At 60.6% G+C, this 15,465-nt stretch carries 12 protein-coding genes; 8 read left to right on the forward strand and 4 right to left on the reverse strand.

The window, feature by feature from the left end; all coding sequences use genetic code 11:
* Positions 1-49: 49 nt before the first annotated feature.
* The 4 genes from ACZ89E_RS25230 to ACZ89E_RS25245 form a co-directional block, all read right to left on the reverse strand.
* Positions 50-466, reverse strand: coding sequence for a DUF3010 family protein (locus ACZ89E_RS25230; protein ID WP_149659648.1), 417 nt, complete (start codon positions 464-466; stop codon positions 50-52).
* A 32-nt stretch (positions 467-498) separates the two neighbouring features.
* Positions 499-822, reverse strand: a complete 324-nt coding sequence (locus tag ACZ89E_RS25235) for a helix-turn-helix domain-containing protein (protein ID WP_149659647.1) — start codon at positions 820-822, stop codon at positions 499-501.
* Positions 806-1,060, reverse strand: coding sequence for a type II toxin-antitoxin system RelE family toxin (locus tag ACZ89E_RS25240; protein WP_149659646.1), 255 nt, complete (start codon positions 1,058-1,060; stop codon positions 806-808). Before ACZ89E_RS25240 ends, ACZ89E_RS25235 begins: the two co-directional genes overlap by 17 nt.
* A 213-nt stretch (positions 1,061-1,273) precedes the next feature.
* Positions 1,274-1,675, reverse strand: a complete 402-nt coding sequence (locus ACZ89E_RS25245; RefSeq protein ID WP_149659645.1) for a lysozyme inhibitor LprI family protein — start codon at positions 1,673-1,675, stop codon at positions 1,274-1,276.
* Between the two features lie 234 nt (positions 1,676-1,909).
* Between ACZ89E_RS25245 and ACZ89E_RS25250 the strand changes: the two genes are divergently transcribed.
* The 8 genes from ACZ89E_RS25250 (at position 1,910) to ACZ89E_RS25285 (ending at position 15,431) form a co-directional block, all read left to right on the forward strand.
* Positions 1,910-2,887, forward strand: coding sequence for a dipeptidase (locus ACZ89E_RS25250; protein ID WP_008033250.1), 978 nt, complete (start codon positions 1,910-1,912; stop codon positions 2,885-2,887).
* Positions 2,888-2,964: 77 nt separating this feature from the next.
* A complete protein-coding gene (locus tag ACZ89E_RS25255) occupies positions 2,965-3,495 on the forward strand; it encodes a DUF5943 domain-containing protein (RefSeq protein ID WP_008083165.1) in 531 nt (176 codons plus the stop codon).
* Between the two features lie 15 nt (positions 3,496-3,510).
* Entirely contained in the window at positions 3,511-5,571 is a 2,061-nt protein-coding gene (dgcA, locus tag ACZ89E_RS25260) for a dimethylglycine demethylation protein DgcA (protein WP_133835677.1), read from the forward strand.
* 111 nt (positions 5,572-5,682) lie between these two features.
* Entirely contained in the window at positions 5,683-7,632 is a 1,950-nt protein-coding gene (dgcB, locus tag ACZ89E_RS25265) for a dimethylglycine demethylation protein DgcB (protein ID WP_463258697.1), read from the forward strand.
* Entirely contained in the window at positions 7,632-8,852 is a 1,221-nt protein-coding gene (gene etfA / locus ACZ89E_RS25270; RefSeq protein WP_476256658.1) for an electron transfer flavoprotein subunit alpha, read from the forward strand. Before dgcB ends, etfA begins: the two co-directional genes overlap by 1 nt.
* A gap of 15 nt (positions 8,853-8,867) precedes the next feature.
* The gene (etfB, locus tag ACZ89E_RS25275) at positions 8,868-9,638 is read left to right on the forward strand and encodes an electron transfer flavoprotein subunit beta (protein ID WP_149659640.1); all 771 of its coding nucleotides are present in this window, start codon (positions 8,868-8,870) and stop codon (positions 9,636-9,638) included.
* An 88-nt stretch (positions 9,639-9,726) separates the two neighbouring features.
* Positions 9,727-10,293, forward strand: a complete 567-nt coding sequence (locus tag ACZ89E_RS25280) for a GNAT family N-acetyltransferase (RefSeq protein WP_463258695.1) — start codon at positions 9,727-9,729, stop codon at positions 10,291-10,293.
* Between the two features lie 1,685 nt (positions 10,294-11,978).
* The gene (locus ACZ89E_RS25285) at positions 11,979-15,431 is read left to right on the forward strand and encodes a GMC family oxidoreductase N-terminal domain-containing protein (protein WP_476256659.1); all 3,453 of its coding nucleotides are present in this window, start codon (positions 11,979-11,981) and stop codon (positions 15,429-15,431) included.
* Positions 15,432-15,465: the final 34 nt, after the last annotated feature.

The raw sequence follows: 15,465 nt of genomic DNA on the forward strand, positions 1-15,465 counted from the left end.
TCACGGGATGCATTCCCACGCAGAGCGTGGGAACGATCAGTGGAGGGTTTTACTTTTTCATGAGGGCCGAACACGCCGCTTTAAACGCCTCATGCTGATACTTGTTCAGCGTTCCCGGCAGTTCGAAGTTGTGCTTCTTGGCCTGGGCATTGATCGTCTGCGGCGACAGCAGCGTCACCTCGCAACTCTCCAACAGCTGAAAAACCCCCTCGATCTTGAACGTCGTCGGCCCCCCGGCAAACTCACCCTTCTTGCTGCGCTTCTTGATCGCAATCCGGTCTATGGAATTCTCCCGCACAAACGACGCCACTTGAGCGGCGAAGACCTTGACGTTGGCGGCCTCGTCATCATCGTCCAGGGCGATTTTCTTGGTGGCCAGGGCGACGTGGCTCAAGGCCTGACCGTCGAGGGAGGCCACGGCGATGATCGCTTCGCTGCCTTTGATTTCGATGCCGCAGATGTTCATATCAATCCCTTTCAGAAATGGTGGTGTGCAGCCTACAACTCAAGTTGATTGGCCGTGATGCCAAACGCCGCGGCAATTTTCTCGCGGGTGGCCTTGCGCGGTTTCGCAACCGTCTCTTGCTGAGCGAAGGCCGGTTGGGAAATACCCATGCGTTTGGCCACTTCGTCCTGAGTAAGGTTCAGATGTTCGCGCCAGGCGCGAATCGGCGTCGAGCCATCGACAATGCGGCTGACGACTTCGTGGGGAATCAGATCGGGCTCAATCTTCTGCGCCACATATTGCGCGTAGGGAATGACCACGAAAGCAGGATTGCCCTCCGCGTCGTTGATGATTTGAACGTCAGTAGGTGCGTTCATCGCGTTTTTTGACCTCTTGAATACTGACCACTTTGATTGCGCCATCCCAGTCGAACATGACTCGATAATTACCCACTCGAAGTCGATAGGCATAGTCATGACCGACCAGTGCTTTGACATTGCTGATGTCAGGCATGTCAGTCAGCACCGCGACGGCATCACGGACCTGGATCTGGTGAACGGAATGCAATTTCAGAAGCTGCTTAACGGCCTTTCGAGTCCAGTGAATACTGTTCATGAGAGAATATAAGTCTTTTATAAGCTTTTACAATCTTTACTTATAATTCTCTCTCAGCCAATTAACGAAGCATGTCGGGATGTTGCCCGGCCAATAGGGTCTGCTGCGAGGTACTGGAAGTGCTGTAGGTTTAGTCAGCGAGGTTTGTAGGAAACATCATCTCTTCAGGATCGAAAGCCGACGCCGGTGCCAGCTTCCGACGGAAATTCAAGATCACTCCTGCGAAATCGACTCCAAAAACTCCGACCGCTCATCACTCATCCGCGCCACGCAATCATTCTGCGCAATGGTGAAGGCCTTGCTACCGCTCGTCGCCGGAAACGCTTCCACGGCGCAATCGGCATCCCGGCTCTTCAGCCACTGCTGCTGGGCGACCTTGAGCTTTTCAGTGATGTCGCTCAATTGCGCCTTGTTCTTGCCGTAGACCGACTGCAAACGCGTGTTCAGCCCCTGGTAGTTTTCCTTGAGCAGATCTTCGGCGGTGGTTCTGCTGTAGGCCGAGCATTCCAGGGTCTGGACGTCGTTTTCGACTGAATCGCAGGGGTTGTTGTCGGACTCTTCCGCCGCCTGTACGCCGGTCGCTATGAGTGCCAAAGCCAGGAACATCGTTTTCATTGCGTCGTCGCCCCTTTTTCAGTGCATTTCCAGTAATGCCGCGAATTCTGGCCCATGCGCAGGCCCTTGAACAGCTACGCGATCATGCCCGGCGACGACCCTTTGTCGCAGATTGACGCTTTCGGCAAACCCTCTGTCGTTTTTGCACCCGGCTGCCCCGGTCCTCAGGCATATGCTGGCCCCAAAGCGCCGGCACACGATTCGGCGCACGAATCGCTAATAGGGGACAGCCTGATGAGCCCAGCCGAATTGCACGCCGACAGCATCGTTATCGACGGGCTGATTATCGCCAAGTGGAACCGCGAGCTGTTTGAAGACATGCGCAAGGGCGGTCTGACTGCGGCCAACTGCACCGTGTCGGTGTGGGAGGGCTTCCAGGCCACCGTCAACAATATCGCCGCCAGCCAGAAGCTGATCCGCGAGAACAGCGACCTGGTGATTCCAGTGCGCACCACCGCCGATATCCGCAAGGCCAAGGAGCAGGGCAAGACCGGCATCCTCTTCGGCTTCCAGAATGCTCACGCGTTTGAAGACCAGATCGGCTATGTCGAGGTGTTCAAGCAGCTCGGCGTCGGTATCGTGCAGATGTGCTACAACACCCAGAACCTGGTGGGCACCGGTTGCTACGAACGCGATGGCGGCCTGTCGGGTTTCGGTCGTGAAATCGTCGCCGAGATGAACCGCGTCGGCGTTATGTGTGACCTGTCCCACGTCGGCTCCAAGACCTCCGAAGAAGTCATTCTCGAATCCAAGAAGCCGGTCTGCTACTCCCACTGCCTGCCGTCGGGTCTGAAAATCCACCCGCGCAACAAATCCGATGAAGAACTGAAGTTCATCGCCGATCACGGCGGTTTCGTCGGTGTGACCATGTTCGCGCCATTCCTGGCCAAGGGCATCGATTCGACCATCGACGACTACGCCGAAGCCATCGAATACACCATGAACATCGTCGGCGAAGACGCCATCGGCATTGGCACCGACTTCACCCAGGGCCATGGCCAGGACTTCTTCGAATACCTGACCCATGACAAGGGCTACGCCCGCCGTCTGACCAGCTTCGGCAAGATCATCAACCCGCTGGGCATCCGCACCGTCGGCGAGTTCCCGAACCTGACTGAAACCCTGCTCAAGCGCGGCCACTCCGAGCGAGTCGTGCGCAAGATCATGGGCGAGAACTGGGTCAACGTCCTCAAGGACGTCTGGGGCGAATAAGCCACCGCATTCTGAATCCTTTCCCCCGGCCGTCCGCGCCGGGGGCAACACCCCAATTTTTCTGGAGTTAAGTTTCCATGGCCAAGATCGCCCCGCAATTGCCAATCGAAGTCGACAGCGAAACCGGTGTCTGGACCTCCGACGCCCTGCCGATGCTGTACGTACCGCGTCACTTCTTCGTCAACAACCACATGGGCATCGAAGAGGTTTTGGGCGCCGAAGCCTACGCCGAAATCCTCTACAAGGCTGGCTACAAATCCGCCTGGCACTGGTGTGAAAAAGAAGCCGAATGCCACGGCTTGGAAGGCGTCGCGGTGTTCGAGCACTACATGAAGCGCCTGTCGCAGCGCGGCTGGGGCCTGTTCAAGATCCAGGACATCGACCTCGACAAAGGCACCGCGAGCGTCAAGCTCGAACACTCGGCGTTCGTCTACGTGTACGGCAAGGTCGGGCGCAAAGTCGACTACATGTTCACCGGTTGGTTTGCCGGCGCCATGGACCAGATTCTTGAGGCGCGCGGCAGCAAGATCCGTACGGTTGCCGAGCAAGTCTACGGTGGCTCCGAAGAAGGCCACGACGACGGTTTGTTCACCGTCAAGCCGTTGTAAGTCGAGGAACCCGCCATGGCTTTCGAAGCAATGTTCCAGCCGATCCAGATCGGCAAACTGACCATCCGCAACCGCGTGCTCAGCACCGCGCACGCCGAGGTGTATGCCACCGACGGCGGCATGACCACCGACCGGTACGTCAAGTATTACGAAGAGAAAGCCAAGGGCGGGATCGGCCTGGCGATTTGCGGCGGTTCCTCCAGTGTGGCCATCGACAGCCCGCAAGGCTGGTGGAAGTCGGTCAACCTGGCCGACGACCGGATCATTCCGCACTTCCAGAACCTGGCCGATGCCATGCACAAGCATGGCGCCAAGATCATGATCCAGATTACCCACATGGGCCGTCGCTCCCGTTGGGACGGCGAGCACTGGCCAACGTTGCTGTCGCCGTCGGGCATCCGGGAACCGGTGCACCGTGCGACCTGCAAAACCATCGAACCGGAAGAAATCTGGCGGGTGATCGGCAACTACGCCACGGCGGCTGGCCGTGCGAAGGCCGGTGGCCTCGACGGCGTAGAACTGTCGGCAGTGCACCAGCACATGATCGACCAGTTCTGGAGCCCTCGCGTCAACAAACGCACCGACGAATGGGGCGGCAGCTTCGAAAACCGCATGCGTTTCGGCCTGGAAGTGTTGAAGGCTGTGCGCGCTGAAGTTGGGCCGGATTTCTGTGTCGGCATCCGTCTGTGCGGTGATGAATTCCACCCGGACGGCTTGTCCCACGAAGACATGAAGCAGATCGCCAAGTACTACGACGACACCGGCATGATCGACTTCATCGGCGTGGTCGGCTCGGGTTGCGACACCCACAACACCCTGGCCAACGTTATCCCCAACATGAGTTATCCACCGGAGCCATTTTTGCACTTGGCCGCCGGTATCAAGGAAGTGGTCAAGGCCCCGGTCCTGCACGCGCAGAACATCAAGGACCCGAACCAGGCGACCCGTATTCTGGAAGGCGGCTACGTCGACATGGTCGGCATGACCCGCGCCCACATCGCCGACCCGCACCTGATCGCCAAGATCAAAATGGGCCAGGTGGACCAGATCAAGCAATGCGTCGGCGCCAACTACTGCATCGACCGTCAGTACCAGGGCCTGGACGTGCTGTGCATCCAGAACGCCGCGACCTCCCGTGAATACATGGGCGTGCCGCACATCATCGAGAAATCGACCGGTGTGAAGCGCAAAGTCGTGGTGGTCGGTGCCGGCCCTGCGGGGATGGAAGCGGCGCGCGTCTCCGCCGAACGGGGCCACGACGTGACCCTGTTCGAAAAGAAAGAATTCATCGGCGGGCAAATCACCACCGCCTCGAAAGCCCCGCAACGGGACCAGATTGCCGGTATCACTCGCTGGTTCCAACTTGAGCTGGCGCGTCTGAAAGTCGACCTGCGCCTGGGCGTGGCGGCGGATGCGGCGACCATTCTCGACCTGCGTCCGGACGTGGTGGTGCTCGCCGTCGGCGGACATCCATTCCTGGAACAGAACGAACACTGGGGCGCGGCGGAAGGCTTGGTGGTCAGCAGCTGGGACATCCTCGACGGCAAGGTCGCGCCGGGCAAAAACGTGCTGGTCTACGACACCATTTGCGAGTTCACCGGGATGTCCACCGCAGACTTCCTCGCGGACAAGGGCAGCCAGGTCGAGATCGTCACTGACGACATCAAGCCGGGCGTGGCGATTGGCGGTACGTCGTTCCCGACCTACTACCGCAGCATGTACCCGAAAGAAGTGATCATGACCGGCGACATGATGCTGGAGAAGGTCTACCGCGAAGGTGACAAGCTGGTGGCGGTGCTGGAGAACGAATACACCGGCGCCAAAGAGGAGCGGGTGGTGGACCAGGTCGTCGTCGAAAACGGCGTGCGTCCGGACGAAGAAATCTATTACGCGCTGAAGGAAGCGTCGCGCAACAAGGGCCAGATGGACATCGAAGCCTTGTTCGCGATCAAGCCGCAGCCATCGCTGAGCCAGGCGGGTGACGGCTACTTGCTGTTCCGCATCGGCGACTGCGTGGCCCAGCGCAACACACACGCCGCCATTTATGACGCACTCCGGCTCTGTAAGGATTTTTGACGGCGCAGCTGCAAGCCGTAAGCTGCAAGTCGCAAGTAAAAGCTCAGCCTCGCCGCTGGTCTTTCTTGCAGCTTGTAGCTTGTAGCTTGCACCTCGCTAGAGGTGACTCTGATGTTGAACACCCTTCTTCCAATCCTGCTGTTCGCTGCCCTGGGCCTGGCTGTCCTCGGCGCGTTGCGGCGGATGAATATGTGGCGCCGGGGCCGGGCCTCGAAGGTCGACCTGATCGGCGGCCTGCTGGCCATGCCCAAGCGTTACATGGTCGATTTGCACCACGTCGTCGCGCGGGACAAATACATCGCCAACACCCACGTAGCCACGGCCGGTGGGGCGGTGGCGTCGATTGTGCTGGCGATCCTGGTCCACGGTTTCGGCCTGCACAGCCGTATTCTCGGTTTCGCCCTGTTGATCGCTTCGGCGGTGATGTTTGGCGGGGCGATTTTCATGTTCCTGCGTCGTCGCAATCCACCGGCGCGCCTGTCCAAAGGGCCGTGGATGCGGTTGCCGAAAAGCCTGCTGGCGTTCTCGGCGAGTTTCTTCCTGTTGACCCTGCCGGTCGCTGGCATCCTCCCGGAAAACTTCGGTGGATGGGTGGTAGCTGCGGTCCTCGGCGTCGGCGTGTTGTGGGGCGTTAGCGAACTGTTCTTCGGCATGACCTGGGGCGGCCCGATGAAGCACGCCTTTGCCGGTGCCCTGCACCTGGCCTGGCACCGTCGCGCCGAACGCTTCGGCGGTGGTCGATCCACCGGTTTGAAACCCCTGGACCTGAACGACCCGACCGCGCCTCTGGGCGTGGAAAAACCCAAGGATTTCACCTGGAACCAACTGCTCGGTTTTGACGCCTGCGTGCAGTGCGGTAAGTGCGAAGCGGCGTGCCCGGCCTTCGCCGCCGGCCAGCCGCTGAACCCGAAAAAACTGATTCAAGACATGGTGGTTGGCCTCGCTGGCGGTACTGACGCTAAGTTCGCCGGTAGCCCCTATCCAGGCAAAGCGGTTGGCGAACACGCCGGCAATCCACATCAACCCATCGTCAACGGTCTGGTCGACGCCGAAACCCTGTGGTCCTGCACCACGTGCCGCGCCTGCGTCGAGGAATGCCCGATGATGATCGAGCACGTCGATGCCATCGTCGACATGCGCCGCCATCTGACCCTGGAGCTTGGCGCCACGCCAAACAAGGGCGCCGAAGTCCTGGAAAACCTGATCGCCACCGACAACCCGGGCGGCTTCGCGCCGGGCGGGCGGATGAACTGGGCGGCGGATTTGAACCTGAATTTGATGAGCGAGAAAAAGTCCGTCGACGTGTTGTTCTGGGTCGGCGACGGTGCCTTCGACATGCGCAACCAGCGCACCTTGCGCGCCTTCGTCAAAGTGCTGAAAGCGGCCAAGGTCGACTTCGCGGTGCTGGGTCTTGAAGAGCGCGACAGCGGTGACGTGGCCCGACGTCTGGGCGACGAAGCGACCTTCCAGTTGTTGGCTAAACGCAATATCCAGACCCTGGCGAAGTACAACTTCAACCGCATCGTCACCTGCGATCCGCACAGCTTCCACGTGCTGAAAAACGAATACGGCGCCTTCGACGGCAATTACCTGGTGCAGCACCACAGCACCTACATGGCCGAAATCATTGGCGCTGGCGCCCTGAACCTCGGCCAGCACAAAGGCAGCAGCGTGACCTATCACGACCCGTGCTACCTCGGTCGCTACAACGGCGAATACGAGGCGCCGCGCGAAGTGCTGCGCGCCCTCGGAATCGAAGTGAAGGAAATGCAACGCTCCGGTTTCCGCTCGCGCTGCTGCGGCGGCGGTGGCGGGGCGCCGATCACTGACATTCCGGGCAAGCAACGGATTCCCGACATGCGCATGGACGACATCCGCGAAACCGGTGCCGAACTGGTAGCCGTGGGTTGCCCGCAATGCACGGCGATGCTCGAAGGCGTGGTCGAACCCCGTCCGCTGATCAAGGACATCGCCGAACTGGTGGCGGACGCATTGCTCGAAGATGCCGCGCCGAGCAAGCCGAACACCCCGGCCAAACGTGAACCTGCGGAGGCCCACTGATGAGCGACATTATCCGCCGCGACCCCCGCGCCGAATGGATTGCCCGTAACCGCCTGCACCCGCTGCACGCGGCGATGCAACCGGCGCAACACAGCTGGATGGGGCCCAACGGCGTCATCCGCAAGAACCTGCATGGCATCGGTTTTATCGGGCCGAACGGCATCAAGCGCATCGACCGCAGTGGTGCGCAGCAGGGCGGGGCGACTAAACGTTCGGCCGCCGTTGAAGTGCAATTGCCGCTGCATCAAGTGCCGGCCCCGGCGTTCTACATCAGCGTCGTTCCGGACATGGTCGGTGGCCGTTTGAGCAGCCACGACCGCGATTTGCTCGGCCTCGCCCATCAACTGGCCGGCAAGGATGGCGCGGTGTTGGCCGTGGTCTTCGGCGAACACAAGGAAAACGCCTTCGCCACTGCGGGCGTCGATCGCTTGCTGGTGCTGGATGGCGACGAGTTCAGCGGTTATGCACCGGAACAAAGAGTCCAGGGCCTGCGGTCTGTGGATAACCAGTTCAGCCCGCGTCACTGGTTGCTGCCGGACAGCCGCAGCGGTGGTGGTGAACTCGGTCGGCGCTTTGCCGCTGCTCTGGGCGAACGCCCGGCCACGCGGGTCTGGCAGGTCAAGGATCAGGAGTGTATCGGCCGCGCCGGTGCAGGCCTGCAAGACCTTGCGCGTCCGGTGGCTCGACTGATTCTGGCCGCCGTCGAATGCGCCGAACCGGTCAGTGAAACCCGTCACGAAGCCCTGCCGGTGGAGTTATCCACAGCCGTGGTGCGCAGTCTGTCGCGTATCGAAGATCTGGGCGCGGTGGCGGTGGATCCGGCGGCGATTCCGATGGCCGAAGCCGAGTTCATCTTCTCCGGCGGCAACGGGGTCAAGGACTGGGGACTTTTCCACAGGACCGCCGAAGCCTTGGGCGCGACCGAAGGTGCGTCGCGGGTGGCGGTGGACGATGGGTTCATGGCTCGCGACCGTCAGGTCGGCGCGTCCGGCACCTGGGTCACCGCGCGGGTCTACGTGGCCGTGGGGATTTCCGGGGCGATCCAGCACCTGCAAGGTATCGGTGCCTGCGACAAGGTGGTGGCGATCAACCTCGACCCTGGCTGCGACATGATCAAACGGGCCGACCTGTCGGTGATCGGCGAGAGCGCCGAGATTCTTCAAGCCTTGATCGATGCGATAGCGGCTTATCGCAACGACGCCAAGCGCGATGCGGCTTAAGGGAAGGAAAGGGTCATGAGTACAAAAGTCATCAGCCTGGTGTCCATCGGCGCCCACCCGACCTCTGGCCGGCCCCGCCGCGCCGAGCAGGACGCGCGCGCCGTGGAGCTGGGCCTGCAACTGGCTGGGGATAACCTGCAAGTGCTGCATGCCGGCGATGTTGCAGAACCGGCGTTGCGCGCCTATCTGGGCATGGGACTCGAACAACTGCACGTGCTGGAACAACCGTCGGGCGCCGATGCGCTGCCCGCGTTGACCGCTTATTTGCGTGATGCCGGGGCACAAGTGGTGCTGACAGGCAGCCAGGCGGAAACCGGTGAAGGTTCGGGCATGTTGCCGTTCCTGTTGGCCGAAAGCCTCGGCTGGCCGCTGGTGGTGGGGTTGGCTCAGGTGGAATCCATCGACGGCAATTCGGCCTTGGTCCTGCAAGCCTTGCCCCGGGGCCAGCGTCGTCGTTTGAAAGTGCGGCTGCCGTTCCTGGCGACTGTGGATAACGCCGCGCCGAAGCCTCGGCAAAGCGCCTACGGCCCGGCTCGGCGTGGGGTGTTGCAGGCGGATCAAGTCGAAGTCATCGACGATGAACTGCTGGCTGTCGCCACTTTGCAACCGGCCAAGCCACGGCCTAAACGCCTGAAAGTGATCAAAGCCAAAAGCGGTGCCGACCGCATGAAAGCCGCGACGGCCAAGGCCAGCGGTGGCGGTGGTCAGGTGCTCAAAGGCGTGACGGCGCAAGCCGGCGCAGAAGCCATCCTCAAACTGTTGATCGAAGAAGGCGTCGTCCGCTGATCGTTCCCACGCTCTGCGTGGGAATGCCGCCCGGGACGCTCTGCGTCCCTCTTTGCCGCCTGAGCTCGCCATCCTGTCGGAGAAAATAATGCCCGTTGAATTTCGTTCGGCCCTGCGCGCGGATGCGCGGGAGATTGCTCGCTTGTTTCAGATTTCATCGGAAGGCGCGGCGGATTACATCTGGAGCCAACTGGCCCGGCCCGGCCAGGATCTGCTGGACGTCGGCGCCAGTCGCTATGCCCGTGACGACGTCGATTTCTCTTACCAGAACTGCCTGATCGCAGAGGCCGGGGGCGAGGTTGTCGGCATGTTGCACAGCTACGTGATGCGTCACGATCCGCTGGCCGCGCCGGTTACCGATCCCGTCCTGGCGCCGTACGCCACGATGGAAATCCCCGACACCCTCTACATTTCGAGCCTGGCGCTGCACGAAGGCTGGCGCAATCAGGGCTTGGGCCAACAATTCCTCGCTTACGCTTACGACCGCGCCAATCAATTGGGGCTCAACGGCTTGAGTTTGATCGATTACGCGGTGAACACCGGCGCCCGGCGGTTTTATGAGCGGCATGGGTTTCGGATTGTCGATACCTGCCAGATCACGCCGCATCCGATGATTCGGGTCACCGGTGAGGCCTATCTGATGTACCGGCCATAAGGCCCAAGCCAACCCCTGCAGGAGCAAAGCTTGCTCGCGAAGAGGCCATCACATCCAACATCGATGTCGCCTGACCCACCGCTTTCGCGAGCAAGCTCTGCTCCTACAGGTCGTGGGGGCCCAAGCCAACTCTCTGTAGGAGCAAAGCTTGCTCGCGAAGAGGCCATCACATCCAACATCGATGTCGCCTGACCCACCGCTTTCGCGAGCAAGCTCTGCTCCTACAAGTCGCGGGAGCCCAAGCCAACCCCCTGTAGGAGCGAAGCTTGCTCGCGAAGAGGTCATCCCATCCAACATCGATGTTGTCTGACCCAACGCTATCGCGAGCAAGCTTTGCTCCTACAAGTCGCGGGAGCCCAAGCCAACCCCCTGTAGGAGCGAAGCTTGCTCGCGAAGAGGCCATCACATTCAACATCGATGTCGCCTGACCCACCGCTTTCGCGAGCAAGCTCTGCTCCTACAGGTCGTGGGGGCCCAAGCCAACCCTCTGTAGGAGCGAAGCTTGCTCGCGAAGAGGCCATCCCATCCAACATCGATGTTGTCTGACCCACCGCTATCGCGAGCAAGCTTTGCTCCTACAGGTCGCGGGGGCCCAAGCCAACCCCTGTAGGAGCAAAGCTTGCTCGCGAAGAGGCCATCCCATCCAACATCGATGTCGCCTGACCCACCGCTATCGCGAGCAAGCTTTGCTCCTACAAGGGGATTTTCAGGATTTATGCACAATCCCTGTTAGCGCTTCTGTGGATAACATGTTCGCCCCTCGCTACACCCCATACAAACCGGGCCCTGCAACCCTCCGTACAAAAAACAACCAGCCTAACCTACGGTTTTTTCGGGCTTTTTCCCGAGGATAACTTTGCCCAGGAACCAATACTTGCCCCCAATCTCTGTTGGCGCTTCTGTGGATAAGATGTTCGCTGTCCGCTACAGGCTATATAAACCGGGCCTATCAAGCGACTGATCAAAAAACACCCAATTCATCGTTTTAACTCGTTAAACCGCCTGCGAACCCCGATTTATCGAAGCTATCAGCGGTTTTCCACAGATCCGCCAAAGTTGCCCCCAAAGTCTGTTGGCGCTTCTGTGGATAAGGTGTTCGCCATCCGCTACACGCCATACATAACGTGCCCTCCAGGCTTTTGATCAAAAAACACCCAATCACCTCTGCAAACCCTGCTTCTGGATAAGTCACGGTTTTTCTTCAGTATTTATCAGGCTAATTCCAGGGAAACCCATAGTTGTCCCCATTTGCTGTGGGCGAAGGTGTGGATAACTTGTTCGCTAAACCCTGCAAGCCACGCCGTTCATAGGCCCGAACGCTATAGATCAGATTTCATACAGTTCTAAGGCACTTCCTTGACTTCAAACTGCCGCGTGTCTTCACTAACCAGTTACAAAAGGACAGCCGCCACTTATCCACATCTGGTTCAGGGAGAACGCGTGATGGATAGCCAGCCACACCGCTCGCACCCCATTCCCTGCACGACCTGCGTCCCGGCCGCCGCGACTTCGCTGCGCAAGCGAATCCATCGCCGGGCCGTCAATCAGCGTGCGCGTCTATAGCGCCAGACCTTTGCACTGACACAGCTTGCTGCCGCCGGGTTCGCCCGGTGGCCAGGTGTTCGTTCGCCCATTGATTGCAGGCAACCGCAGAGTTGCCCCATCAGCCTGAGAGGAAAAGAACCATGACCCGGATCGCTACGCCCATCAGCGACATCAAGGAACACTACGACGTGATCGTCATCGGCTCCGGCTATGGCGGCGGGATCGCGGCTTCGCGCCTGTCCCGGGCGGGCAAGCGGGTGTGCCTGCTGGAGCGCGGGCGGGAGATGCAGCCTGGGGAATACCCGAACACCATGATCGCGGCCACCGAGGAATTGCAGGTGCATGACCCGGACGGCCACATCGGCTCGCGCACCGGGTTGTTCGATCTGCACGTCAACGCCCAACAGAACGTGGTGGTCGGTTGCGGTTTGGGCGGTACGTCGCTGATCAACGCCAACGTGGCCCTTGAACCGGAGCCTGGCGTGTTCGACGATCCGCGCTGGCCGCTGGCGGTGCGCGAACATCGCGACACCTTGCTCAAGGACGGTTACGCCCGGGCTCGGGAAATGCTCAAACCGACGCCTTATCCCAGCACCTCCCCGGTGTTGCCGAAACTGGAAGCCAACAAGAAGTCGGCGGATTACCTCAAGCAAGGCGCGCACTTCTACCGGCCGCCGATCAACGTGACCTTCGACAAACTGCCGAACAACCTCAACCACGTCGGCGTCGAACAACTGCCGTGCAACCACTGCGGCGACTGCGTCTCGGGCTGTAACAACAAGGCCAAGAACACCACGCTGATGAACTACCTGCCGGACGCCTGGAACCACGGCGCGGAGATTTTCTGCCAGGCCGAAGTGCGGCATCTGGAGCGCGACGGCGATGGCTGGATCGTGCACTTCCAGTACCTGGACAGCGGCCGTGAGAAATTCTCGGCGCCAACGCTGTTCGTCAAAGCCGACATCGTGGTCGTTTCCGCCGGCACCCTGGGCTCCACCGAAATCCTCCTGCGCTCTAGGGACAAAGGTTTGTCCACGTCCAACCAGCTCGGCGAAAACATGAGCGGCAACGGTGACATCCTCGGCTTCGGCCACAACTGCGAACAGCCGATCAACGGCATCGGTTTCGGCGCCCATCCGGCCAAGGAACTGCAGCCAGTCGGTCCGTGCATCACCTCGATCATCGACATGCGCACCGAAGGCGACTGGCGCAGCCGCATGGTCATCGAAGAAGGCTCGATCCCCGGCGCCCTCGGCCGGCCGATGGTGCCGAGCATGGCCGGGTTCGCTGAACTGATCGGCAAAGCCACTGACGACAGCTTCAGCGGCAAACTGAAATACAAGGAGCGCGAGGCCGAAAGCTTCCTGCGTGGCCCGTATTACGGCGCGCTGCACAACATGCAGACCTACCTGATCATGAGCCACGACGATGGCAAAGGCCGGATGGTGCTCGACAGCAAGGATCAACTGCGTATCGATTGGCCGGGCGTCGGCGAGCAGGAGAACGTCAAAATCGGCAACGAGCGCCTGCACCTGAGCACCAAGGCGCTGGGCGGGATCTGGGTCGAGAACCCGATCTGGACCAAACTGCTCAAGCACAGCATCGTTTCGGTCCACCCGTTGGGCGGCTGCGTGATGGGCGAGGACGCGGGGCAGGGCGTGGTCAACCACAAGGGCCAGGTGTTCAGCGGTGCGAGTGGCACTGACGTGTACGCCGGTTTGTACGTGACCGACGGCGCGGTGATCCCGACGTCCCTGGCGGTCAATCCGCTGCTGACCATCTCGGCGGTGAGCGAGCGCAACATGGGCCTGCTGGCGGCGGATCGCGGTTGGCAGATCGACTACACGCTGCCGTCAGCGCCGCGTAAACAGGTGGCGCCGCCGACCCTCGGCGTGCAGTTCACCGAAACCATGAAGGGCTACTTCTCCAAGGATTTCACCCAGGCCCAAGGCACCGACCTCAAGCTGTATGAAGCGGCGGCCACCCGTGGCGAAGCGGAAAACTCGCCCATCGAGTTCACCCTGACCATCACCGCCAACGACCTCAACCGCATGATCAAGGAGCCGGAACATGCCGCGACCCTGGTCGGCACGCTGAATGCTCCGGGCCTGTCGCCACAGCCACTGACCGCCAGCAACGGCGTGTTCAACCTGTTCGAGCAGTTCGAGGAACAGGTCGGCGTACGCCACATGAAATACGACATGAAACTGACCGCCGAGGACGGTCACGACTATTTCTTCAGCGCCTTCAAAACTGTGCCCGAAGACAACGGCGTGCTGAATATCTGGCACGACACCAGCACCCTCTACGTCACGCTGTACAACGGGCCGGACAAGACTGGCGCGGTGATTGGCTCCGGGGTGATGCACATCCACCCGACCGACTTCGCCAAGCAAATGACCACCATGAAAGTGCTGAATGCGCGCAACGAACGCGAGCGCATCGAAGGCCTGGCGCGGTTCGGCAAGTTCTTCGCCGGGATTCTCTGGGAGAGTTACGGCGGAGTGTTTGCTGGCGACATCTACTTCAACCCGGACGCGCCGCCGCGGCTGAAACGACCGCTGGATGCGCCAACGCCGAGCGTGCATTTCTTCCAGACCGAGGACAACGTGGAGCTGCGCCTGACCCGTTATCAGGGCGGCACTAAAGGCCCGGTGATGCTGGTGCATGGGTTGGGCGTGGGCTCGAACATTTTCTCCACCGACACCATCCAGACCAACCTGCTGGAATTCCTGTGCAAGCACGAGTACGACGTGTGGCTGCTGGATCTGCGGGTGAGCATCCTGCTGCCGGCGAGCAAGCAGGAATGGAACGGCGACCAGATCGCCGAGTACGACTTCAAAGCGGCGATCGCGCAGATCCGGCAGGCGACTCAGGCGAAAGATGTGCAATGCGTGGTGCATTGCTACGGCGCGACGACCTTCTTCATGTCGCTGCTGGCCGGGTTGCAAGGGGTGCGCTCGGTGGTTTGTTCGCAGATTGCGGCGGATACCGTGGTAGCGACGGCGACGGGGCTGAAGGCCGGGTTGCACCTGCCGGGGATGCTCGATGCGATGGGTGTGAAATCCCTCACCGCCTACGCCGACAACAAGGAAAACTGGTTCAACAAACTCTACGACAAAGCCCTCAACGGCTACGCGCGGATCGAGGCCCAGGGCTATTGCACCAACCCGGTGTGCCACCGCATCACCTTCATGTATGCGTCGCTGTACCGCCACGACACCCTCAACGAAACCCTGCACGACAACCTGCACGAACTGTTCGGCGAGTCGAACATGCACACCTTCGAGCACCTGGCGCTGATTGTGCGCAAAGGTCATCTGGTGAACTTCAAGGGTGAAGACGTGTACATGTCGCACTTCGATCGGCTGAGCATGCCGATCTGTTTCATCAGCGGCGCGGACAACCAGTGTTACCTGCCGCAAAGCACGCTCAAGACCTTCGAGCGGGTGTGCAAGGCCCACGGGCCGGAGCGCTACAGCCGGCACGTGGTGCCGGGGTATGGCCACATCGACTGCATGTTCGGCAAGGACGCGGTGGTGGATGTGTACCCGATCATCCTGCAACACCTGGAGAAAACCGCTATCGGCTAGGCGGTAGACCGAGGCGACCCCTTCGCGGGCAAGC

This window comes from Pseudomonas sp. TE3899, from assembly GCF_056279105.1.

Excerpts from the sequence above, each read along its gene's own strand:
- ACZ89E_RS25230 (WP_149659648.1), bottom strand. The coding sequence starts at position 466 with ATGAACATCTGCGGCATCGAAATCAAAGGCAGCGAAGCGATCATCGCC.
- ACZ89E_RS25235 (WP_149659647.1), bottom strand. The coding sequence starts at position 822 with ATGAACGCACCTACTGACGTTCAAATCATCAACGACGCGGAGGGCAAT.
- ACZ89E_RS25240 (WP_149659646.1), bottom strand. The coding sequence starts at position 1,060 with ATGAACAGTATTCACTGGACTCGAAAGGCCGTTAAGCAGCTTCTGAAA.
- ACZ89E_RS25245 (WP_149659645.1), bottom strand. The coding sequence starts at position 1,675 with ATGAAAACGATGTTCCTGGCTTTGGCACTCATAGCGACCGGCGTACAG.
- ACZ89E_RS25250 (WP_008033250.1), top strand. The coding sequence starts at position 1,910 with ATGAGCCCAGCCGAATTGCACGCCGACAGCATCGTTATCGACGGGCTG.
- ACZ89E_RS25255 (WP_008083165.1), top strand. The coding sequence starts at position 2,965 with ATGGCCAAGATCGCCCCGCAATTGCCAATCGAAGTCGACAGCGAAACC.
- dgcA (WP_133835677.1), top strand. The coding sequence starts at position 3,511 with ATGGCTTTCGAAGCAATGTTCCAGCCGATCCAGATCGGCAAACTGACC.
- dgcB (WP_463258697.1), top strand. The coding sequence starts at position 5,683 with ATGTTGAACACCCTTCTTCCAATCCTGCTGTTCGCTGCCCTGGGCCTG.
- etfA (WP_476256658.1), top strand. The coding sequence starts at position 7,632 with ATGAGCGACATTATCCGCCGCGACCCCCGCGCCGAATGGATTGCCCGT.
- etfB (WP_149659640.1), top strand. The coding sequence starts at position 8,868 with ATGAGTACAAAAGTCATCAGCCTGGTGTCCATCGGCGCCCACCCGACC.
- ACZ89E_RS25280 (WP_463258695.1), top strand. The coding sequence starts at position 9,727 with ATGCCCGTTGAATTTCGTTCGGCCCTGCGCGCGGATGCGCGGGAGATT.
- ACZ89E_RS25285 (WP_476256659.1), top strand. The coding sequence starts at position 11,979 with ATGACCCGGATCGCTACGCCCATCAGCGACATCAAGGAACACTACGAC.